Annotated in this window: 15 protein-coding genes, 1 tRNA gene and 1 pseudogene; 6 read left to right on the top strand and 11 right to left on the bottom strand. The window is 47.6% G+C overall.

Annotated elements, in window-relative coordinates; all coding sequences use genetic code 11:
* The 4 genes and pseudogenes from rfbD to tyrS form a co-directional block, all read right to left on the bottom strand.
* Positions 1-840, bottom strand: a pseudogene (rfbD, locus tag HMPREF1493_RS03465) (dTDP-4-dehydrorhamnose reductase); the annotation flags it as partial.
* 61 nt (positions 841-901) lie between these two features.
* Entirely contained in the window at positions 902-1,804 is a 903-nt protein-coding gene (rfbA, locus tag HMPREF1493_RS03470; RefSeq protein WP_035427854.1) for a glucose-1-phosphate thymidylyltransferase RfbA, read from the bottom strand.
* Between the two features lie 2 nt (positions 1,805-1,806).
* Positions 1,807-3,909 (bottom strand): DUF6541 family protein, encoded by a 2,103-nt coding sequence (locus HMPREF1493_RS03475; protein WP_035427855.1) that lies wholly within the window; start codon positions 3,907-3,909, stop codon positions 1,807-1,809.
* 30 nt (positions 3,910-3,939) lie between these two features.
* Complete coding sequence (tyrS, locus tag HMPREF1493_RS03480) at positions 3,940-5,151, bottom strand: tyrosine--tRNA ligase (protein ID WP_035427857.1); 1,212 nt, start codon at positions 5,149-5,151, stop codon at positions 3,940-3,942.
* Between the two features lie 161 nt (positions 5,152-5,312).
* Between tyrS and HMPREF1493_RS03485 the strand changes: the two genes are divergently transcribed.
* Entirely contained in the window at positions 5,313-7,451 is a 2,139-nt protein-coding gene (locus HMPREF1493_RS03485; protein ID WP_035427858.1) for a transglycosylase domain-containing protein, read from the top strand.
* Between the two features lie 98 nt (positions 7,452-7,549).
* Here the strand turns inward: HMPREF1493_RS03485 and HMPREF1493_RS03490 are convergent, their stop codons facing one another.
* On the bottom strand, positions 7,550-7,990 hold the full coding sequence (locus HMPREF1493_RS03490; RefSeq protein WP_084058314.1) for an arginine repressor: 441 nt from the start codon (positions 7,988-7,990) through the stop codon (positions 7,550-7,552).
* A 222-nt stretch (positions 7,991-8,212) separates the two neighbouring features.
* On the opposite strand from HMPREF1493_RS03490, the gene HMPREF1493_RS03495 reads away from it, so the two are divergent.
* The gene (locus HMPREF1493_RS03495; protein ID WP_035427859.1) at positions 8,213-9,262 is read left to right on the top strand and encodes a papain-like cysteine protease family protein; all 1,050 of its coding nucleotides are present in this window, start codon (positions 8,213-8,215) and stop codon (positions 9,260-9,262) included.
* Between the two features lie 90 nt (positions 9,263-9,352).
* Here the strand turns inward: HMPREF1493_RS03495 and HMPREF1493_RS03500 are convergent, their stop codons facing one another.
* Positions 9,353-11,074 (bottom strand): phospho-sugar mutase, encoded by a 1,722-nt coding sequence (locus tag HMPREF1493_RS03500; protein WP_035427861.1) that lies wholly within the window; start codon positions 11,072-11,074, stop codon positions 9,353-9,355.
* Between the two features lie 309 nt (positions 11,075-11,383).
* Between HMPREF1493_RS03500 and rlmKL the strand changes: the two genes are divergently transcribed.
* Both rlmKL and HMPREF1493_RS03510 read left to right on the top strand, forming a co-directional pair.
* Positions 11,384-13,672 (top strand): bifunctional 23S rRNA (guanine(2069)-N(7))-methyltransferase RlmK/23S rRNA (guanine(2445)-N(2))-methyltransferase RlmL, encoded by a 2,289-nt coding sequence (rlmKL, locus tag HMPREF1493_RS03505; protein ID WP_035427862.1) that lies wholly within the window; start codon positions 11,384-11,386, stop codon positions 13,670-13,672.
* Positions 13,673-13,788: 116 nt separating this feature from the next.
* Entirely contained in the window at positions 13,789-16,071 is a 2,283-nt protein-coding gene (locus HMPREF1493_RS03510; protein ID WP_035427863.1) for a KUP/HAK/KT family potassium transporter, read from the top strand.
* Positions 16,072-16,192: 121 nt separating this feature from the next.
* On the opposite strand, the gene HMPREF1493_RS03515 is transcribed toward HMPREF1493_RS03510, so the two are convergent.
* From HMPREF1493_RS03515 to HMPREF1493_RS03535, 5 genes are all read right to left on the bottom strand, one after another.
* Positions 16,193-17,095: an HAD family hydrolase gene (locus HMPREF1493_RS03515; RefSeq protein WP_051485252.1), complete on the bottom strand. Its 903-nt coding sequence runs from the start codon at positions 17,093-17,095 to the stop codon at positions 16,193-16,195.
* 12 nt (positions 17,096-17,107) lie between these two features.
* Positions 17,108-17,395 (bottom strand): ACT domain-containing protein, encoded by a 288-nt coding sequence (locus HMPREF1493_RS03520; protein WP_035427865.1) that lies wholly within the window; start codon positions 17,393-17,395, stop codon positions 17,108-17,110.
* Between the two features lie 37 nt (positions 17,396-17,432).
* Complete coding sequence (locus HMPREF1493_RS03525) at positions 17,433-17,933, bottom strand: CarD family transcriptional regulator (RefSeq protein ID WP_035427867.1); 501 nt, start codon at positions 17,931-17,933, stop codon at positions 17,433-17,435.
* 121 nt (positions 17,934-18,054) lie between these two features.
* Complete coding sequence (locus HMPREF1493_RS03530) at positions 18,055-18,768, bottom strand: peptidylprolyl isomerase (protein ID WP_035427869.1); 714 nt, start codon at positions 18,766-18,768, stop codon at positions 18,055-18,057.
* A 15-nt stretch (positions 18,769-18,783) separates the two neighbouring features.
* Positions 18,784-20,607, bottom strand: coding sequence for a subtype A tannase (locus tag HMPREF1493_RS03535; RefSeq protein ID WP_035427871.1), 1,824 nt, complete (start codon positions 20,605-20,607; stop codon positions 18,784-18,786).
* Between the two features lie 129 nt (positions 20,608-20,736).
* Here HMPREF1493_RS03535 and HMPREF1493_RS03540 point away from each other — a divergent pair, with 129 nt between their 5' ends.
* Together HMPREF1493_RS03540 and HMPREF1493_RS03545 are read left to right on the top strand one after the other, a co-directional pair.
* Complete coding sequence (locus tag HMPREF1493_RS03540) at positions 20,737-21,006, top strand: RDAC family protein (RefSeq protein WP_035427874.1); 270 nt, start codon at positions 20,737-20,739, stop codon at positions 21,004-21,006.
* A gap of 61 nt (positions 21,007-21,067) precedes the next feature.
* Positions 21,068-21,143, top strand: a tRNA-Phe gene (locus tag HMPREF1493_RS03545).
* The last annotated feature ends 113 nt before the right edge of the window (positions 21,144-21,256 follow it).

Genomic DNA, 21,256 nt, shown 5'->3' on the forward strand with positions numbered 1-21,256 from the left:
CTAACCTCTTTCTACCTTAGAAAGATATGTCGCAAGAGCCTCTTGCCAAGGCCTCATACAATTTCCAATGGTACTCTCAAGATGCCCATTTACCAAAGATGAATATGCGGGGCGAGAAGCGCTTTCTGGGTGCATCTCTTTCCACTGAGCAGAAGTTACTCTAGCAACCTTACAATCAAGATTACTGCCAGCCATAATAGCTTCGGCAAAATCAGCCCATGAGCATGTTCCCTCGTTGGTTGCGTGGTAGATGCCATAGTTCTCAGTAGCCGCAATGCACAAGATTGTATGTGCCAAATCATTTGCGCTGGTAGGATTACCTACTTGATCATCAACAACACTAATCTCTGAATACTTTGCACCAAGGGTGCGCATGGTTGCCACAAAGTTCTTGCCAACATAACCATAAAGCCATGCGGTTCTAATCACAAACGTTTGAGCATTTGCGGCCAGCGCAAGTCCCTCTCCTGCTAATTTGGATCGACCATAAGCAGAAACAGGACAAGGAGCATCTTGTTCCGTGCGAGGAGAGCTTTCCTTACCGCTAAAGACATAATCAGTGGATACCTGAACAAACTTTGTTTGCGTAGAGTCGCAAGCTCGTGCAAGATTCATAGGACCAAGCGCATTTACCGCAAACGCCATCTCAAAATTGCTCTCGCAACCATCTACATTTGTTGCGGCAGCACAGTTAATAACAACGTCATAGCGTTCATGCTGGTCAAACCATGTATTAACTGCCTCAGCGCTAGTGATGTCAAGCTCGTCTGCGTCAGTATAATCAACATCTGGTTCAACAAAAACCTCTGGAATTGGGCCAATCTCAGAGACACCGGACTCAAAAAGACATTTGAGCTCGTTGCCTAACTGGCCATGCGCACCGGTAATAAGAACGTGCATACTACTCTCCCTTTCCAGAAGGAAGGATACGTCCTTCTGCAACACTCTTGAGGTGCTCGCCATACGTAGATTTGCCGTAGCGTTCTGCACATTCAATGAGTTTTGAGCTATCAATCCAGCCATTCTCAAAAGCAATCTCTTCTGGAACGCTTACCGGCAGACCCTGAGCTGTTTCAACGGTACGGACAAAGGTTGATGCCTCAAAGAGAGACTCCATAGTTCCCGTATCAAGCCATGCAAAACCGCGGCCAAGTGTGACAACGTCAAGCGTGCCATCCTCAAGATACAGACGGTTAAGATCAGTAATCTCGTACTCGCCACGAGCACTTGGCTGAACTTGCTTTACCAGCTCAGTAACACGCTGATCATAGAAATAGAGACCGGTTACGGCATAGTTAGATTTTGGATGGGTTGGCTTCTCTTCAATTGAAATGGCGTTGTAATTCTTATCAAATTCAACAACACCAAAACGCTCTGGATCATCCACGTGGTAACCAAAAACGGTAGCACGACCAGACGTTTGTGCCTGTTGGGCAGCTTTTCTGACAAGTCCTGAAAGACCATTTCCAAAGAAGATATTGTCTCCAAGAATCAGAGCTGCAGCGTCATCACCAATAAACTCTTTACCAATAACAAATGCCTGAGCCAATCCATCAGGTGAAGGCTGTTCAGCATAGCTGATAGAGATGCCAAAATCAGAACCGTCACCCAAAAGCTTTTCAAAATTTGGAAGGTCACGAGGAGTAGAGATAACAAGAATGTCTCTAATCCCCGCCAGCATAAGCGTAGATAGAGGATAGTAAATCATTGGCTTGTCATACACAGGCAGAAGCTGTTTAGATGTAACGGTTGTCAGGGGATAAAGCCTGGTACCGCTACCTCCTGCAAGAATAATGCCTTTCAAAATTACTCCCCATCAATCGCTGTGATTCTATAAAGTTTATACGGTCCTTCTTCAAGTACCAACTCAAATCCTGGAGCACCATTATCAATATTGAGACCAGACCATACTCCTTCTTCTTTAGGCATAGTTGGGTACTGATCATCTGGATACATATTCAAACGAATAAAATACTGCGCGCCAACAGAACGAACGGCATCTTGAACCGATTTTTCATAAAACACGCGATTTAGCTTTTCTCTAATCAACCTGCTTTCAGGTGACTCATTATCATTGTATTTAAACTTGTAGTACACGTTTAAACCATCTATCGCATAAGCAAGAGATGATCCATCAAATGGATTATTGAGTACAACTGAGTCCCCAACAATTTCTTTTACTCTTTGAACAAACGCCTGTTCAGAAGCGGAATAAGTCTTCCAGTCTTGTGGAATATATGACTCGCTCATCCAATGTAGACTCATCTGAAAACGACTTGGCTCATGTGTCTGAAACTGCAAAGGATCAACTGGGGTCCACAGTGCATATACGACAGGAATAGAAAGTAAAACTGCAAACGCACTCTTAAGAAGAGAAATTCGACTACGCGACAAACGTGGCTTATCGCTTGTAGTGAACTGAGCAGGTCTTACTGCATGTTTTACTTTTTGAAGCACAACTAAAACAGCAGAAACAATATCAATACCACCTTGTAAAACTAATGGCGTAGAGGTGATACACATGATGGCAGCAATACGCTCTGGGTCTGTGTACCAAAAGCCAATAAGAAAACGCTTTACATCTACGTTACCCATAAGTCCCACAACAAAGAAAATAGAAACAAAGAGCAGGCTGCAAGCATACCAACGAGATTTTTTAACGAGAAGAGCGTGGATAAAGCCAACCCAGAAAAGCACCGTACAAACTGCTTCTGGGACATTCATGATGAACGACTGAGTGGCAATATGCATAATTGAGTCAAGTGGGTTTATATCCCAACCCCAAAGAAAATGCACAACAGATTTCATAAAGCTGCTATTCAAAACAATGGTCCACATACCAATACAAAGGACAATACAGAGCGTCTCAAAAGCAACTAAGATAGCAACTTTATTCTTTTTATCTGCGTATTTATTGGTCACCATGCGTGGGATAAATGAAACTAACACGTAAGGGAACACCATAATTGCCCAGAAAAATGCACCATTTGGATGGCAAAAAACAATTCCCAAAAGTACCGAAATGAGCATGAAGATATCTGAAGCCTTCTGGGGTTTCTCGCCATGTTTATGAGAAGACGATTGCGCAATCGAATCAAGGAGTTGCACAAACAAATACACTGCTATAGGAACACAGCAGAAGGAAAGCATATTTGGAAACGGGCCATGGACTGTGAGCATGCGGACAGGAAATGCCATATTGGCAAATGCTGCAAAGGGTGCAAGTACTGCCGCCTGGATTTTCTTTCCAAAAATCTTTGAAACAAGCGCAAAAAGTCCTAATGGGTACACTAAGCCGGTCCACACCACATTAACGGCATTTTCTGCCATTCCAATTGAACAGTGTGTAAGTAATGTAACTACTGAGGCAAAGTTGTGAAATGCCAAAGGATAATACCAAGAGCCCGAGAAAGGCTGTGGTGTAGAGAGCGGCAAACCGTCAAAAACAGATGCTCTAAAAGTCGAAAAAACACCTGTTTGAATAATTCTATTGATGTAAGAGATATGAGTGTAGTTGTCGTCATATTGCAAGAAGTTATTTGGATTTCCAAGACCTCGATAAAACACATAACTTGCTGCGAGTGCGCCAAGACAAATAACAATGCAGACTCCAGGCAAAGAAAGCGACAAAGAAGAATAGATCTTTTTGTGTAAAAGTCTCTCTGAGCCAAATCGAGTTGCTGCAATAAGGGCGAGAAAACATGCCGTAAGAGCAAAAAGCGGGATAAGCCCCTTGAGACCAAGAGGATACATTGCAATGCCCGCAACAATATAAAAAACGACGCTTAACGGGCCAGCCACGGCAAGCGAAAGTGCTCGTTTACCACCTGATAAACGAGCGCCCAGATATCCTGGAACAAAAACAATTGCTGTTGTAACTATAAGAACAAGAACAAATTGTTTCCACATGCGTATGCGCCCTTAATTAGTGCTTCTGTTTTAGACGAGCTTAGCCCAGCGCTTCTTACCTGCCTGGAGAAGAGCCTTCTCAAGAACTGATGGTTCAACCTTATAGGTCTTTGCTGGAAGAGGTTGCTGATTAATCTTGATACCACCGCCATCAATCAGACGACGACCCTCACCATTACTTGAAGCAATCTCTACTTCAACCAAAATCTTTGGCAGGTAAATGAGGCCGTCTTCATCCGCTTCTAGGGAAATTGCAAACTCTTTGACATCGTCAGGGACCTCATTGTTCTTAAACTGAGCATCAAAAGCTGCCTGAGCCTTAAGACCTTCTCCCTCACCGTGATAAAGGTCAACAATATTTCTACCAAGAGCACGCTTAAGCTGGTAAGGATCAGCAGTACCGTCCTCAAAGCTCCTATCAATAGCATCAAGCTCATCAATAGAAAGCGTAGAGCAAAGACGGTAATACATTGGAATAATCTCATCAGTGATAGACATGACCTTGCCAAACATATCGTTTGGCTCATCGGTCAGTCCAATGTAGTTTCCATAAGACTTACTCATCTTCTTAGTACCATCAGTACCTACAAGTAGAGGCATGGTAAGCGCAATCTGCGGCTCCATGTCCATATCACGCATAAGATCACGGCCGGCAAGCAAGTTGAAGATCTGGTCGTTTCCGCCCATCTCTACGTCTGCCTTGATAACAACAGAATCATATGCCTGAAGAACTGGATAAATAAACTCATGGAGGGCAATTGGCTGTTGGTTGTAATAACGATTAGAGAAGTCTTCTCGCTCAAGAATACGGGCAATGGTGAACTTGCTCATAAGACCAAGCATGGTCTCAAGGTTCATAGGCTTAATCCAGTCACCGTTATGAACAACGGTAGTTCTTTCTGGATCTAAAATCTTCATTGCCTGGTTAACATAGGTCTCTGCGTTAGCATCTACCTGCTCTGCAGTGAGCGGAGGACGGGTAGAATCTCGACCAGAAGGGTCACCAATCAGCGCAGTGCCACTACCAATAATCAACGTGACATTATGGCCAAGGTCCTGGAACTGACGCATCTTGCGCAGCGGAACTGCGTGGCCCAGGTGCAAATCAGGACTTGTTGGATCTACGCCAAGCTTGATGTTAAGAGGAGTGCCCTTCTTGAGTTTCTCTTTTAGACCGTCCAAAGGAACAATTTGCATAGTTCCTGAAGTAATAACACGGAGCTGTTCTTCTACTGAAAGCACTCTGTATCCTCTCAACGCAAGCCTGTTAAACCATATAGTTACTGCTACAAATAGTATCAATCAAATATGTTATCTATCAGAATACAACAGAGTTGTAACTCTTTATTCACTGAAACATAAATATCAGACTATAATAGTGAGAGCTATGACAAGGAGGCTCAATGGGTATTAGAACCCGTCGTGCACGTACACACGCAAATACACATGCCGTAGGTTTTGGCGTTGCTGGATTCTTTGGCTTTATGGCTCTTCTCGCGCTTGCACTTGCTCTTTCTTTGGGTGCAGCTGTTTCTTCATGGCTCGAGGACCTGCCTGATTACAACTCTGCTGATGCCTACCTGGTAGCAGAGCCTACCCGCGTTTATGACTCCAAGGGTAACGACATTGCTGACTTCTATCTGCAGCAGCGCCGTTCCGTTACCCTGGATCAGATTTCTCCTTATGTTATTCAGGGCACTATTGATACTGAGGACAAGCGTTTTTATTCCCACAGTGGTATTGACCCCTGGGGTATTGTCCGAGCATCTGTTGGCTCTCTGTTTGGTGGCGGCGAAGGTGCTTCCACTATTACACAGCAGCTTGTTCGTAACACTGTTCTTTCCAACGAGCAGTTTGAGCGTTCTTTGAAGCGTAAGGTCCGCGAGGCTTACATCTCTATTCAAATGGAGAAGAAGTTTACTAAAGACCAGATTCTTAATATGTACCTCAACACCATTTACTACGGTAATGGTGCTTACGGTATTGAAGCAGCAAGTATTATCTACTTCAACAAGCATGCAAGTGACTTAACTCTTGCTGAGGCTGCAACACTTGCTGGTCTTCCAAACGCACCTTCTGCCTATGACCCAACCGTCAATCCAGAGGCTGCAAGAGAAAGACGCAACACTGTTCTTGAGCGTATGCTTCGCGCAGGTGATATTACGCAGGAGCAATACGATGAGGCTGTTGCTGAGGACTTAGTGCTTAATCCTGGTACTTTGACCGACAACATTGGCCAGTTCCCTTACTGGACTGACTATATTCGTAGTCTGCTTCAGGAAGACTTTGATAGCGATACCATTCTTCAAGGTGGATTGCGCGTTTACACCACGCTTGATCCTGACCTTCAGAAAGACGCTGATGAGGCTGCTACAAGGCGTATCGCTGAGCTTGGCAATCCTCGCCTTGGTGCTGCTTTGGTTTCTATTGATCCTCAAACTGGCTACATTAAGGCAATGGTTGGCGGACAGGATTACTCTAAGAGCCAGTACAACATCGCAACCAGTAGTAACCGTCAGATGGGCTCCAGCTTTAAGATGTATACGCTGGTAGCGGCCCTTTCTGAAGGCATGAACCCAGAGATTGTTCTTAACGGCAACTCTCCTATGCAAATTACGCCAACATGGTTGGTCAGAAACGCTGGTAACTACAGCTACGGAGCAATTACGCTGCGTCAAGGTACGGTTTATTCTTCCAACACTGTTTATGCGCAGGTTGCTGAAGCTATTGGTATCGATAAAATCCTTCAGACTTGCTACGCTATGGGCATTCGTACCCAGCTACAGCCATACCTGTCTACCACTCTTGGTTCTCAGGGCGTAACCCCTATTGAACAGTGCACAGCTTTTGCAACCCTTGCTGCAGGCGGTGTTCGCCGTGATGCTGTAGCAATTACGCGCATCGAAGACCGTAACGGAAACGTTATCTACGAGCACAAAGACAACCCAGTTCAGGCAATTAGTCCAGCTGTTGCTGCAGCTGCTACAAACGTTCTGAGTGGCGTTCTTACTTCTGGTACTGGTCGTTATGCCTACAACCTGAAGACTTTCAACCAACCAGTTGCTGGTAAGACTGGTACTTCCGATAACTCTGAAGACCTTTGGTTCTGCGCTTATACCCCACAGCTTGCAACAGTAGCTTGGTGCGGATATCCAGATAGTCGTGACCCTGTTATCATCGGCGGTGGAGAGTCCTCTACCTTTGTTACTGCTCAGTATGTTTGGGCGTACTACATGAACGCAGCTCTCTCTGGTGTTGCTCGTGCTGAGTTCCCTAAAACTACTGAAACTATCGCTTACAAGCCTGATAGCTACTGGAAGTTTGTTGGTGGCTCTGCTAATGCCAAGCAAGAAAAGAAAGATGACGACGAAGAGGAAGAGGAAGAGGAGGAAGAGGAAGAGGACGATTCAACCACTACTCCTACTACTCCTACCACTCCTACCACTCCGGCCACTCCTGGTACTGGTACTGGTACTGGTACGGGCACCGGAACAGGAACGGGCACTGGAACAGGTACTGGAACAGGAACAGGTACTCCATAAACCTCTGGTTTATCTACAGCAAAAAGGAGTCTGCTCTATGCAGGCTCCTTTTTTGTAAGACTTGTGCCTTGACGGGTTTCTCGCCAAAGGCTTTATGTTTAGAAGATGTTGTATACGTTGCCAAGCTGCGTAATGATGCGCACCACGTCTGCAGCGTGCTCAGTCTTATCCACAATCATCAAAACGGTATCGTCGCCGGCAACGGTGCCAACAACGTGGTCAAGCTCAACATCGTCAAGGGCAAACGCAACGGCTGATGCAGTGCCCGGATGGCATCGAATCACAATAAGATTCTCTGCTGCCGTAGCCCCAACCACAAACTCAGAGAGCATTTTCTGCAAATGCATATCTTCAGAAAGCACATAGGCGCCCTCAGGAAGCTTTTGCAAATCCATTTCTGCAGTATCACGAGAAACGGTTGCTTGAGTACAGGCAAAGCCACGATTTTTGAGCATATCAACAAGATCGCGCTGTGTGCGGATGGACTCGCTGCGAACAAGCTCACGAATCACGTCCTGTCGAGCATTTCTATGCTTCACGACGCCTTCTTTCCTTATACGACTCGCTAACTTTGAAAACAAATGATAGTGAATAAAAGAATATACTTAATCAACCCTTATGCGCATGCCAAACCGCTAAACGGTGCAAATAACCCGCTCGTCGGTCGGAATATTGCATTCACCGTTTTCTAAAAGTATTTATACACTTCTCGCCGTATGATTCATCATGAGTGAAACTATTTTTACGGCTTGGAGGCCACCATGCCCCTGAATGATTCACCTGATAGAAGACAAGGCTCCTACGGAGATCCTGCAATGCGTCGCCGTCCTCCACAAAATGGCCGTCCTCCTCGTGATGGCGGTATTTCTGATAGGCAGGCAAGACGTCGCAAGAGAAATACCCTTGGTTCGCAGGCCATTCTCTTTAAGAGACAGTCTCTACTACATCGCATTGATTCTCGTACGAGAACCTATATTGTCATTGGACTAGCGGTCATCGCGGCGCTCTTACTGGTCTTTATTGTGTCGAGCTGCGTGCGTGGTTGCGCTAAAGAATCTACTCCAGAGGTAGAGGTCAACTCCGTTGATTCTCGCGTTGCTGTGGGAACTTCAGAGGAGCTGACTAAAGCCCTGGCAGCCAAGCTAGATCAGAACAAAAACCTTGCCTGGATTGCAGAACACGCTGATAAATACAGCGATAAAAGCCTCATTGAGCTGGCACTTGCCCACCCTGAGGCTATTGATTTTGTTGCAAACTATCCCGATTCTGACGGCAAAGCCAAAACCTACGACGATTCAATCACCAAAGGCACAGCTCCTCAGCTTTATACCTGGGACTCCAGGTGGGGTGGCGTCTCATATGCTGGTTCTGTAATTGCTACCAAGGGCTCAGGTCCCACTGCCCTCTCTATGGCATACATGGGCCTCACCGGAAAGAACAACTGGACTCCAGCAGATATTGCGGGCGCTGTTGAAACCGCCAAGGCAACGGACACCGACTCTGGAATGAACAGATCATTTCTCGAGAAGAACTTAGCTAACCTTGGTCTTACCGCTGATAGCTATAACATTTCTGCCGACAATATCACCACGCTTCTAGATGCCGAAACCTTCCTGCTTGTTGAGGTTAAGGGCAATAAGCTGAGCTCTGATGGCGATCACTGGATTTTGGTAACCAGCAAGAACGATGACGGCACCGTAAATGTCCACGACCCTCTGTCCCCTGAGGTAAGCGCACGTCCATGGGCGGCAGAAACTATTGCCAGCGCTGCAAACACCCTATATACCGTGACGGTAAAGGCCGCGGAGTAAAAAACCCAGCATCCACAAAAGGTGAATGCTGGGCTGGACGGGTTTCTCGCCAATAAATTGCGTGGAAAACGTTTTAGAGGTAAAGGCGAACTATGAAAGCACCTTCTGAGCGGCCTCGCTGAGCTCTGCAACGCGAGCCTCAGCCTCTTCGCGAGTTTTGCCGTTGGCAAAGAGATAGGCCTTGACCTTAGGCTCGGTGCCTGATGGACGGAAGATGACCTTGTTGTCTCCCTCAAGCCTATACTCAATAACGTTGGATGCTGGCAGCGTCTGAGGAGCCTCTTTCTGCAGGCCCGAGACGCGAGGCATTTCTGCACACTCAGCATAGTCTGTTACGCCAACAACCTTGTAGTTGCCCACCGTTTCCAGTGGATTCTTACGCAGGCTGCTCATGATCTGAGCCATCTTAGCGGCGCCCTCAGCGCCTGGATAGGCAGCATTGACAACGCCATTGAGGTAGTAGCCATAGCGCTGGTACAGGGCATCCATTGCCTCGTAGAGGTCCATGTTACGAGCTGCGTACCAAGAAGCCATCTCAACGCAAAGCATGGTAGCGACAATAGCGTCCTTATCGCGAGCATGTGTGCCAACAAGATAGCCGTAGGACTCCTCAAAGCCCATGAGGAAGCGATCCTCCTCACCGGCATCCTTGAGCTGGTCAATTTGGTCGCCAATGTACTTGAAGCCAGTGAGAACGCGGCGCATCTCAAAGCCGCGAGCACGTGCCAAGACGTCGGGCATAGCAGAGGATACGATAGTAGAAACGGCTACCTTATCCTGGGGTTTCTCGCCACGCTCTTCAGCCATGGTAAGGAGCCAGTCCATAAGCAGGACACCCATCTCGTTACCGGAAAGCAGCACGTAATCGCCGTTGTGAGGGATTGCAGTACCCATACGGTCGGCATCTGGGTCGGTTGCCACCAAAAGGTTTGGCTTGACCTTGTCGGCAAGCTTGAGGCCCAGCTCAAGTGCCTCACGGAACTCTGGATTTGGATAGGAGCATGTGGGGAAGTTTCCATCTGGCTCTGCCTGCTCTGGAACAACGTCAACGTCATTGACGCCAATCTCCTTGAGAATGCGCGTGACGCACTCCATACCTGTACCGTTGAGCGGCGTGTACACAACCTTGTAGCCGTCGGCAGCCTTAAATCCTGGAATAGAAACACGCTTGATAGCCTCAATAAAGTTGTCCAGAACCTCTTCTGGAGTCCAAATGATCAGACCCTTCTCCAGGCCCTCTTCAAAATCCATAGGCTTGACGTCAAAAGGATTAACGCGCGCGATGTTTGCAGAAATCTCTGCTGCAGCCTCGTCAGTAATCTGTCCGCCGTTATCGTTGTACACCTTGTAGCCGTTATAAGGCGCAGGGTTGTGGCTTGCGGTAAGCACAATACCTGCGGAAGTCTTGAGGTAGCGGACGGCAAACGAGAGCGTTGGGACAGGCTCAATGCGTGGATAGACGTACACACGGATGCCATTAGCTGCTAAAACACCAGCTGCAACCTTCTGGAAATCCTCACCCTTGAGGCGAGAATCCCTTGCAAGAGCCACGGTAGGATTTTGGTAGTGAGCGTTGAGGTAATCCGCAAGACCCTGGGTTGCCTGAGCAACAACATAGACGTTCATGCGATTAGTGCCAACACCAATGGTGCCACGAAGGCCCGCGGTACCAAAAGCAAGCGAACGATAAAATGCGTCGTAGAGCTTATCTTCTGCTTCTGGCTTTGCAAGCTCTCCGAGCTCTTTTACCAGGTCTTCTTCGGTGACGTTTGCACGCCAGGACTCAAATGTTTCCATAACTTTTGCATCCATAAGGACTCCCAAACCTCAAACAGCTCTCTATTTCTTAGTAAAAGATACTATGCGTATTTTAAGCGAAAAATAACAGATGATTTGGGACATTATGTATGAACTTCCGCTCTTCGGTGAGTGGAGGGTGGTGCGGGCTGCAGACGCGCTGCTCACAGCCACGCAAGGCCGAGAGGCGCCTCCGGGAAACACGCGTGGCCGAGCACCCACGGGTTCTTGATGTATTTTCTTTTCCCCAACCATTTATCGAGAAAAACATGGGAAAATGTTGCACCAGTATGTATTCAATTCCTACGGGCGAAAGGTGTCCCGATGTCTCAAGAACTTGAGTTCTTTGCAACGTGTCCAAAAGGCTTTGAGAAGCTTCTTGCACAGGAGCTTGACGGCCTGCGCATTAAAAAGGTGCGCCCTCTTGGCGGACAGGTTGCGTTTTACGGCTCACTTGCCGATGCTTACCGCGTCTGTTTATGGTCTCGTCTCACGTCTCGCGTCATTTTGGTGCTTGATCGCGTTGGCGCTGCAACTTCAGACGCTCTCTACGAAGGCCTCTCCCACATTGCTTGGGAAGACCATATTGGTCCGCATGCCACCATTGCAGTCAGCGCTCACGGCACAAATGACCAGCTCAGAAACACCAACTTCATTGCTGTCAGAACAAAAGACGCTATTGTAGACCGACTTGCAGCAAAGCGCGGAAGCCGTCCTATGGTCAACACGCTTGCGCCTGACGTAACTATTGTCGTGCGCGTATCACGCAACCGTGCCACGGTTGGCATTGACCTTGCTGGTGAGGCTCTCTTTAAGCGCAGTTTGACTGGCGGTCGAGGGCCGGCACGTGAGTTTGCGCCGCTCAGGCTGGATTACGCCGCTGCCCTTCTGTATCTGCAGGTGCAAACTGCTGCGAGTGCATCGGGTTTCTCGCCAGACGCGCCACTGCCGGCGCTGCTGTTCCCGGGAGCAGGCGCGCTTGCGCAGGAGGCAGCGGGCATGGCGCTGGACGTGGCGCCGGGCATCTTGCGCGCTCGCTGGGGCATGACGGGTTGGGCTGGCCACAACGACGATGCCTGGCAGGATTTGCTTGCCGAGGCCGATGAACGTGCCGAGAAGGGCCAGGAGCGCCAGGTCACACTCTATGCAGCGGACCCTCGCCCAAAGGCCAAGGAGGCTGTGCTTTATACGCTTCGTGCAGGCGGTCTCAAGGCTGACGTGCAGTTCTTGGCAGCTTCTGAGCTGCTAAAACATGCAGAGCACTTCACGGGCATTGTTGCCGATCTCTCGTGGACCAAAGAAGAGCCTACACTTCAGGGCTCTGCTTACTCCACGCTTGGACTTTTTGCGGGACAGTCAAGCACGCTTCTTACCAGCGATACAAATACTGATACGGTACTCAGAGCAACTCCATCGCAAACACTTTCTGTCTACGTGGGCAACTCCATTGCCACCATGCGCTCCTACCCTGCTGCAATCGCAGAGGAAGCAGGTGGCGGCGAAGCTGATGCCACTGCACCAGCAAGCAACTCTGAGTCAACCTCGGTTCCTGCAGGTCCCACTGTCATGGTTAACAACCAGCCAGTAAGCGTACTGGTTCCTGCATCAGATCAATTTGCCGCACGTCTTGCTAAGGTGGCCAAGCAACGCGCTAAGTGGGCTCGTAAAAACGACGTCTCGTGCTACCGTGTATACGACGCTGACCTGCCCGATTATGCCGTCAGCATTGACATCTACAAGGGTGCCACAAAGCCAACTACTTGGTTGCAAATCTCTGAGTACGCTGCATCTAAAGAGATTGATCCAGACCTTGCAAAGCGCCGTCTCCTAGACGTTCTAGCATTGGCTCCTCGCATTCTAGGCATACCTAGCTCAAACGTAAATCTACGAACAAGAACGCGTGCAAAGGGTGGCTCTCAGTACTCTGACGAGGGCAGCGCAGCCGACAACTCAAGAAAAGAAATGCTGCTCATCGATGAGGGCGGCCTACTCTTTGAGGTCAACTTTGCATCCAGACTGGACTGTGGAATCTTCCTAGACCACCGCGATACGCGCGCAGAGATTCGCGAGCTCATGAAAAGCGCCGGACCTGCTAAGAGCTTCCTCAACCTATTTGCCTATACAGGTACCGCTACCTGCTACGCAGCAGATGGTGGCGCGCTTCACTCCACAACCGTTGACCTCTCCAAGCCTTCGCTTGAGTGGGCCAAACGCAACATGAAGCGCAACGGTTTTGACGGAGAGGAGCACGAGTTTGTCCAGGCAGACGTCCTGTCTTGGATTACCGAGACACGACACACCAAAAACCGCTGGAATGTCATCTTCTGCGATGTCCCTACCTTCTCCAACTCATCGCGCATGAGGCAGAGCTCGTTTGATGTCCAGAGAGACCACGCTGAGCTCATCATTGGCATTTCTCGCCTTCTGACTCGCGGCGGCGTTGCCATTTTCTCATGTAACCTGCGTACCTTTAAGCCAGATGTCGAGAAAATCCAGCGAGCTGGCGTCATCATTGAAGACATAACAAGTGAAACTATTCCGGAGGACTTCTCAAGAAATCAGAAGATCCATCATGCATATAAAATCTCGAGAAAACCGCGGGAAAATGAGTAAATTTTTCCGCTTGCAGACAAAATAAGTACGTTTGTACATTCGTCTAGTTATAACTAGGTATATGGACTAACATATGATGACGAACTGTACTAATCATCTGTTGAGAGGATTAATAGATGAATACAAGTAAAGCTGCATTTCATGCGCTTTTCTCTAAGAACAAAGCCAAGAAATCAACTGGCATTCCTCTAAGTGCTGGCATGGTACTTGTTACCCTTGGCATCGTCTACGGTGACATTGGCACTTCTCCAATGTACACCATGAAGGCAATTATCGCTGGTAATGGTGGACTTCTTACCATGAGCACCGATGTTGTTTTGGGTGCTCTGTCCCTCATTATCTGGACGCTGACACTCATTACAACCGTTAAATACGTCATGGTTGCAATGAAGGCAGACAACCACAATGAGGGCGGAATCTTTGCGCTCTACAGTTTGGTTAAAAAGTGCGCCAAATGGCTGATTATTCCTGCCATGATTGGTGGCGCAGCTCTTCTTGCTGACGGTATTTTGACCCCAGCTGTTACAGTAACCACCGCTATTGAGGGTTTGCGTACTATTCCTGCAGCTCATGCTATTATTGGTGATAATCAGCACATTGTTGTCATGATTACCATCATCATCCTCTGTACCCTCTTTGCCTTACAGAAGGCAGGTACTTCTACCATTGGTAAGGCCTTTGGCCCTGTCATGACGCTTTGGTTCTTGTTCTTGGGTGCCATGGGTGTTATGAACATGCTTGCTGACATTAGCATTGTTCGAGCACTTAACCCAGTCCGCGGCATTCTGTTCCTCTTTGATGGCAAGCTCAATGCTGCTGGCCTCATGGTTTTAGGTAGTGTCTTCCTTTGTACCACTGGTGCAGAGGCACTTTATTCTGACATGGGTCACGTTGGCAAGAGCAACATTTACGTAAGCTGGCCTTTTGTTAAGGTCTGCTTGATTCTGAACTACCTTGGACAAGGCGCATGGATCATCACTAACCACACCAACGAGAGCTTCAACGCTATCAAAGACCTCAATCCTTTCTTTGAAATGCTTCCTGGTCAGCTTAGACCATTTGCCGTTATTCTCTCTGCTCTTGCTGCAATTATTGCCTCTCAGGCACTGATTACTGGCTCTTATTCCATTGTCTCTGAGGCAATTAAACTTGATCTTATGCCTCACATTAAGATTAGCTACCCTTCCACAACTAAGGGCCAGATTTACATTCCACTTGTAAACAACATCATGTGGGTTGGCTGCATTGGCGTTGTACTTCTCTTCCAGAGCTCTGAGCACATGGAAGCAGCGTACGGTCTTGCAATTACCGTTACCATGCTCATGACCTCAATCTTGCTCTACACCTACCTGGCCGTTATCAGAAAGCGCCTATGGGCGGCCATTCCATTCATTCTTTTCTTTGGTGCTATCGAGGCTATGTTCTTCTTCTCAAGCCTTACCAAGTTCTTCCACGGCGGCTACTTTACCGTTCTTATGGCTACCGCAATCTTTGTTGTCATGTTTGTCTGGCGCCGCGGTACCGCTGTTGAGAGGACGCAGAGCGTTTATCTCCCCGTAGATAAATACATTGACCAGCTCCGTAGCTTGAGTCACGATGCAGATTATACAACCCTCGCCGATAACCTGGTTTTTCTTACTAATGATTCATCCTTTGACAAGCTGGATCGAGACATCCTCTATTCCATCTTGGATAAGCGTCCAAAGCGTGCTAAGGCCTACTACTTTATTAACATCTCGCTGACAGACGATCCAAATACCCGTGAGTTTATCGTCAATGACTTTGGTACAGACTTCCTGTTCAAGATTACTCTGCGTCTTGGCTTTAGGGTAAACCAGCGTATTAACACCTATCTGTATCAGATTGTTGGTGACCTGATTAAGAACAATCAGCTTGCGCCACAGAATCACAAGTATTCCATTTACAAGGAGCACTCCGAGATTGGTGACTTTAGATTCTGTCTGCTGCGTAAGGTACTAGCTCCAGAGACTGACATCAACGGTTTTGACGCTCGCTGCCTTGAGCTTAAGTACTTTATTCGTCGCATCTGCGGATCTCCTGCTCGTTGGTATGGTCTTGAGAACTCCAACATTGTCTTTGAGTACGTTCCTTTGTTCTCCAAGGTCAAGCGTGAGCAGAAGCTTACCCGTATCATGCTTGACGATGCAGCTCAGACAGGCTCTATGCCACTTGTTGAGGCTCCTATGAAAGAGCGCATTGCAGAGATTGAGGAAGATGAAGATATCTTTGCAGAGGCACTGCACAAGGAGCGCGTTGAAAACGCAGCTACCGTTGCAGACTACGTTGGTGGCGATACCGCTAGCTTCCGTCCTCTTAAGCTTGATGAGGAAGCGGCCGATGAAGATGTCTTTGAAGAGCAGCAGGACAGTAATCACTAACCTAGCGCGTAGTAGTTTTACTTCTCATAACAAAAGCCGACAGATTGTATCTGCCGGCTTTTTCTTTAAACAATATGTCTCAAGCAAAACTCTGAGACACTACTCCTTCAGCGCCAAGTGCTTACTCCCCCAGTGCCCACGTAAGGAATCGCGAGAAACCCGCCTCATCGTTAGTGAGTGTGATATAGGTTGCTGCCTCAAAATCTTCACGACGAGCGTTAGCAACTGCCGTACCCATTCCTGCGGCGGAAAGCATAGCAACGTCATTAAGCGAATCGCCAAAAGCTGCAGCATTATCCGTTGAAATGCCAAGATGATTGCAGAGCCACTGAAGTGCAGCACCCTTTGAAGTGCCGTCGGCCAGGATTTCCATTCCCATACTCATGGAAGCTGTGCCGCTGAGTCCCTTTACCGAAGCTACAGCATCTGCTACAAGTGCCTGGTATTTCTCGCCTTCTGAAACAGACCAGTAGGAACCAAGACGCTCAATGGTAGTAACGCCTTCAATAAACTCCTCAACACTTTGATCAAAGGGGGTGCGAGAACGCTGCATAAATGCTGCGTGATCTGCAGGAATACCCAGCTGAGAGATAAGATTGTGCCTTGAGCGCTCCAGATAGACACCTCCGTCCGCAAAGATGTCAAAAGTCACAGGATAGTCCTTAAGCTTTTGATACAACTCAAGTGCCTGCTCTTTTGTCACTGTGGACTCGTGAAGCACGGTCTGAGTTGAAAGATCTCTGATAACGGCACCGTCACAAGAAACCACATACTTAGAAGCAGGATGGTTCACAACTTCTTTTGGCAGCACGTTAAACGCGCGTCCGGAACAAGGTACAAAAGGAATACCTAGCTCAGCCAGGCGGTCCAGCATTGCCATGTTGTTATCATCAAGAGATTTATCGGTATGGAGAAATGTCTCATCCATATCGGAGAAGACAATATCTACTTTCAGATTTGATACATCTTGAGTGAGCCAAGACTGCTTTTGAGCAATGAGTTCTTCAGTTGAAAGCTCTGACAAAACACTACCTCTTTATGGACGATACATAAACGTGAAGACCTCTTCACGCTGCATATTTACTTGTACACCAAGCTTTTCTGAGACGGCATCAAGACGCTCTTTGAGGCTCAAGAAAGACTCAGCATCCTTCAGCTCAACAAGCATGGTCATGGTAAAAATACCAGATAAAATAGTTTGAGCAATATCAAGAATATTTGCGTTAGACTCAGCCAAAGTAGAAGAAATTGCTGCAACAATTCCAGGAGCGTCGCTGCCCAAAACAGTGACAACAGCGCGATTTGCAGATGTTTCTGAAGCCATAATTTCCCATCTCTTGAACGGATAGGTTAATTATAAGCTACGCCTTTCCAATTTCTACGCCATAGCGTGAGCTAAACACCTTTTGAATCTCATCAACGGTGCAATTAAGCGCCGTAATAAGCTCGTAAAGACCGCGATTACTGGCCATCTTAAAAATTCTCTCGTGAGAAACAGGTGGTTTTTTGTTGAGCGAACGCGCCTTATCAATACGAGCTCTAAATGTTTTAGCAATACTAAAGGAGTCTTTACAAGAACCTTCTCTAATAGCGTGTCTAAAATGAGATTCCTCAAGCGATGCATTATGAATATGGAACGTAATAAGCTCAATTTGAGGATAGGTATCAACAAGATTCATGGCCTCGTCGTGCGTCATAAGATCACGAAGCCTGAACTCTTGATCAAGAGGAAATACAATTTGAACAGGATGTTTTTGCCCAATAGGAGACAAAACGTAGGCCGGAGTAGGCTCCGAAACTACATTTTCAACAAGACATACGCCCTGACCTGGGTGAACGCAAAACTCGCCAACAGCTCGCATAACACCACTCCTCTCGGATAACAATAGTATACCATGAGAAGCGTGTTTTAAGCCAATGACCTGCAACTTTATAACTTGTCGCAGGTCATTCAATAACATAACAATATTTTATATAAGGAATCTAATCAATCATTGTGATGGACTCAATGACTGGTTGCTCTGAAGCAGGGATAGTTCCATTTGAATCGATTGGGGTTACGCCTTTACAAATTGCATCGACAACGTCCATTCCACTTGTTACCGTGCCAAATGCAGCGTAATTTCCATTCAGAGTTGAGTTGTCTGCCTGCATGATAAAGAACTGTGAGCTTGCAGAGTTTGGATCTTGGGCGCGTGCCATGGAAATAGTTCCACGTGTATGCGAGATGTTATTCTCGACACCGTTTTTGGTGAACTCACCCTTGATTTTGTTCTCGGATCCGCCCGAGCCGTTGCCCTTAGGATCTCCGCCCTGAATCATGAAGCCGTCAATAATACGATGGAACGTAAGGCCGTTATAGAAGCCTGATTCGGCAAGATGAGCAAAGTTGGAGACCGTAATAGGTGCAACATTTGCGTTAAGAGTTGCCTCGATAGTGCCGTAATCCTTCACCACAATGCGAACGTGATGGATCCCCTTTGCATACGGGTCATCCGCTGCTACGGAATCAATGTAGCCCTTGTTTTGCGAGCTCTGAGACTGCGTCTGTTGCGTCTGTTGGGATTGCTGTGATTGCGAGTTTGCTTGAGGCTGAGACTTATCAGCACCCCTCATAAGAGAGAAGAATATTGCTCCCAGCGCAAGCACAACAATAACAACAACACCATACAGTCGGCGATTCTTTGTTTGAAACACGCTATGCCCTCCTCTTTAAGCAGACGCGCACGAAACAATCCAAGACACCAAGTTGGCAGTTGCATTGCCTGTTCTCTCGGCAAGAACGTGGCCCTTATCCCAAACAAGCGTGTAATCAACACTGCTCACGCCCGAGAAATGCTTTAGAGACAGGCCCAAATTGAACGAGGTGCAAATTGAAGTATCAGTATTCTGAGCGCCCTCATTAATACGCCAATAAGGAGCAACCGATGCTGTCTGATAGCCTTTGTAAGATGCGCTGGTAAAGTACAGTGGATTGAACATATCAACACGAGTTGGAATGTCATTCTCCAGCGTATCAGCCTTATTCAGATCAGAGGTCCAATCATTAGCGTAGCTGGACTTCCAATCGGCAAGCTTCATGTACGTATCAAGGTTCTTTTTAATGAGGTCAGCAGTCTGCTCATCAAAATGCAGTGTACTTTGCTCTCCAACACCAAAAAGCTGATTAGCGCGGGTGCTTCTATCAGGAGCATCAAAAGCTCCAACTGGAAGCGACGCGCCTCTTAAGGCTCGCGAGAAACCCCTCAAGTTCTCAAGCTCAACGCTCTGACGACGAAGGTTATATACAACCCAAATAGATTCTGAGTTCAGAGAGCCAAAATAGTGCTCAGCAGTATCGTAGATAGTAGATTGAACCTGCTGAGTAGCAGGAGCTGCATTATCTGTACCACGAACCGTCGCGAGATTTGGATCACCTGGGAACGTAGGCTCTTCCAGTCGCTGAGGCGTAGAGGTATATGGGAACGCGTTGTCTCTGACAAAGTTATTTGCAGAGGTCTTGAGCTCGTTGATAAGAAGGTCTGCATATGATCCAGCGGTATAGACGCCAGAGTTAGTTTCATCAAGACTGACCTTACAATCATTGCTGTCGAGAAGATCCATGTTGTTGACAAATGAAGCATATGCACCAGCAAGATCTTGCGAGAGAGGTTGGGTCCATACACCCTCAGCACGGGAGTCTGTTGCATCTGCATACTGACCAGCTGACCACTCATACGCTGCGTCTGCAAGATCATATGAGGTTGCCGGACACCATGAAGCGCTGCCATAAATAGAGTCTGAAAGCTGCTCGCCCTTCTCGCTATGTGTAGCAGCGCCAACAGCCTTAAGATATGGCGTATAGAGCGGAGAGTCTCCCGAGGTTCCAAGCACTGCGCTGAGGCCGCCGCCAGCTGCAAAGCCAAACACAAAAATCTTTGATGTATTGCATGGGAGCAGCTCGTTGTTGTAGCGCAAATACCTGATAGCTGCCTTGAAGTCTACTGCTGGCCAAGGAGATCCACCCGCGTAAAGCTCGTCCGAGCCTGTAGTTGAATCGTAGCCGGCGCTTCTACCGCGGAAACCTGCGTATACGTACACAAAGCCAGCCTCAAGGTACGGTGCAAGGCCTTCGTATGAGTAACTTGTAGGGGCGCTCTGAGGGAACAGCGTTGCCGTGTTAATAGGCATGACAATTGGCGCGGTACGTGCGGTGAAGCTGCCCACAACGGCCTTCTCGCTTACTTCGCACTCGTAGGTAGAACCCTTCTTAGTTCCCGAGAAATACTTTCCAGGTACAAAGACCGAGAGGGTATTCACCGACTTGCTTGCAGGCTTAGTGCAGTACTGAATACCCAGCTGATAGTAGCAGTCGTTATCCTCGTCATAACTCCACTGGGTCATGTCCAGCTTAAGTGACTTGAACTCTTCAAGGTCCACGTTAGATGCAGGCTGATTCGTATCCTCAGACGTCCTTGCCTGTGGAGTACATGCAGCCAAGGTGCCTGCAGCTCCCAAAGCAGAAAGGGACAAGAATTCTTTTCTCGTAAAGGCCATAATTTCCCCTCGAATAGTTTATTCAGTGGAGGCAGCAACGACCGCTGACCTAGTTCAAGCTAGACAATCTATTGTACCAATTTGCAAACGTGTATGCTTAAGAGCAAGCGTTTAGAGAAACGAGTTAGCATGCCAAAAGTTGTCAACTTCTTTGACCTCATTCATCTCAATGAAAGGCTCGAACAACAGGGACTTTTAAGCAAAATCCACCTGCGTGACACATGTGGTAAGCAAACTCTCTGGATAGAGCTCCCCTCTGACGAGAAAACCGATGAGCGCGAGAAAATCGACGGTCAAGAGCTTGAGAAAACAAAGGAGCAAATTGAGGCGTTTTTTGCAATAAAAGGCATGACCGTTGAATTTGACCTCACTGGCGGAAAAAATTTCTGGATTGTATAAATTGCCCGCTTGACGAAGCGCTTGAGTCTGTTATAGTAAATAAGCTTTTCGAAGCACCAATGGCTGGGTAGCTCAGTTGGTAGAGCAGGGGACTGAAAATCCCCGTGTCAGGGGTTCGATTCCCTTCCCCGCCACCACGACTTGAATCGGCTCAGAGAGAAATCTCTGAGCCGTTTTCTTTTATCTTTTGATGTTGACGCGGCAAGTAATAAACAGTAAAGGACGAGCCTCTTTTAAGAAGCACGTCCTT

The organism is Atopobium sp. ICM42b (genome assembly GCA_000564995.1).
Taxonomy (GTDB): domain Bacteria; phylum Actinomycetota; class Coriobacteriia; order Coriobacteriales; family Atopobiaceae; genus Lancefieldella.

Coding starts and splice junctions, on each gene's coding strand:
- HMPREF1493_RS03475 (WP_035427855.1), bottom strand. CDS start 3,909: ATGTGGAAACAATTTGTTCTTGTTCTTATAGTTACAACAGCAATTGTT.
- HMPREF1493_RS03485 (WP_035427858.1), top strand. CDS start 5,313: ATGGGTATTAGAACCCGTCGTGCACGTACACACGCAAATACACATGCC.
- HMPREF1493_RS03495 (WP_035427859.1), top strand. CDS start 8,213: ATGCCCCTGAATGATTCACCTGATAGAAGACAAGGCTCCTACGGAGAT.
- HMPREF1493_RS03500 (WP_035427861.1), bottom strand. CDS start 11,074: ATGGATGCAAAAGTTATGGAAACATTTGAGTCCTGGCGTGCAAACGTC.
- rlmKL (WP_035427862.1), top strand. CDS start 11,384: ATGTCTCAAGAACTTGAGTTCTTTGCAACGTGTCCAAAAGGCTTTGAG.
- HMPREF1493_RS03510 (WP_035427863.1), top strand. CDS start 13,789: ATGAATACAAGTAAAGCTGCATTTCATGCGCTTTTCTCTAAGAACAAA.
- HMPREF1493_RS03520 (WP_035427865.1), bottom strand. CDS start 17,395: ATGGCTTCAGAAACATCTGCAAATCGCGCTGTTGTCACTGTTTTGGGC.
- HMPREF1493_RS03525 (WP_035427867.1), bottom strand. CDS start 17,933: ATGCGAGCTGTTGGCGAGTTTTGCGTTCACCCAGGTCAGGGCGTATGT.
- HMPREF1493_RS03535 (WP_035427871.1), bottom strand. CDS start 20,607: ATGGCCTTTACGAGAAAAGAATTCTTGTCCCTTTCTGCTTTGGGAGCT.
- HMPREF1493_RS03540 (WP_035427874.1), top strand. CDS start 20,737: ATGCCAAAAGTTGTCAACTTCTTTGACCTCATTCATCTCAATGAAAGG.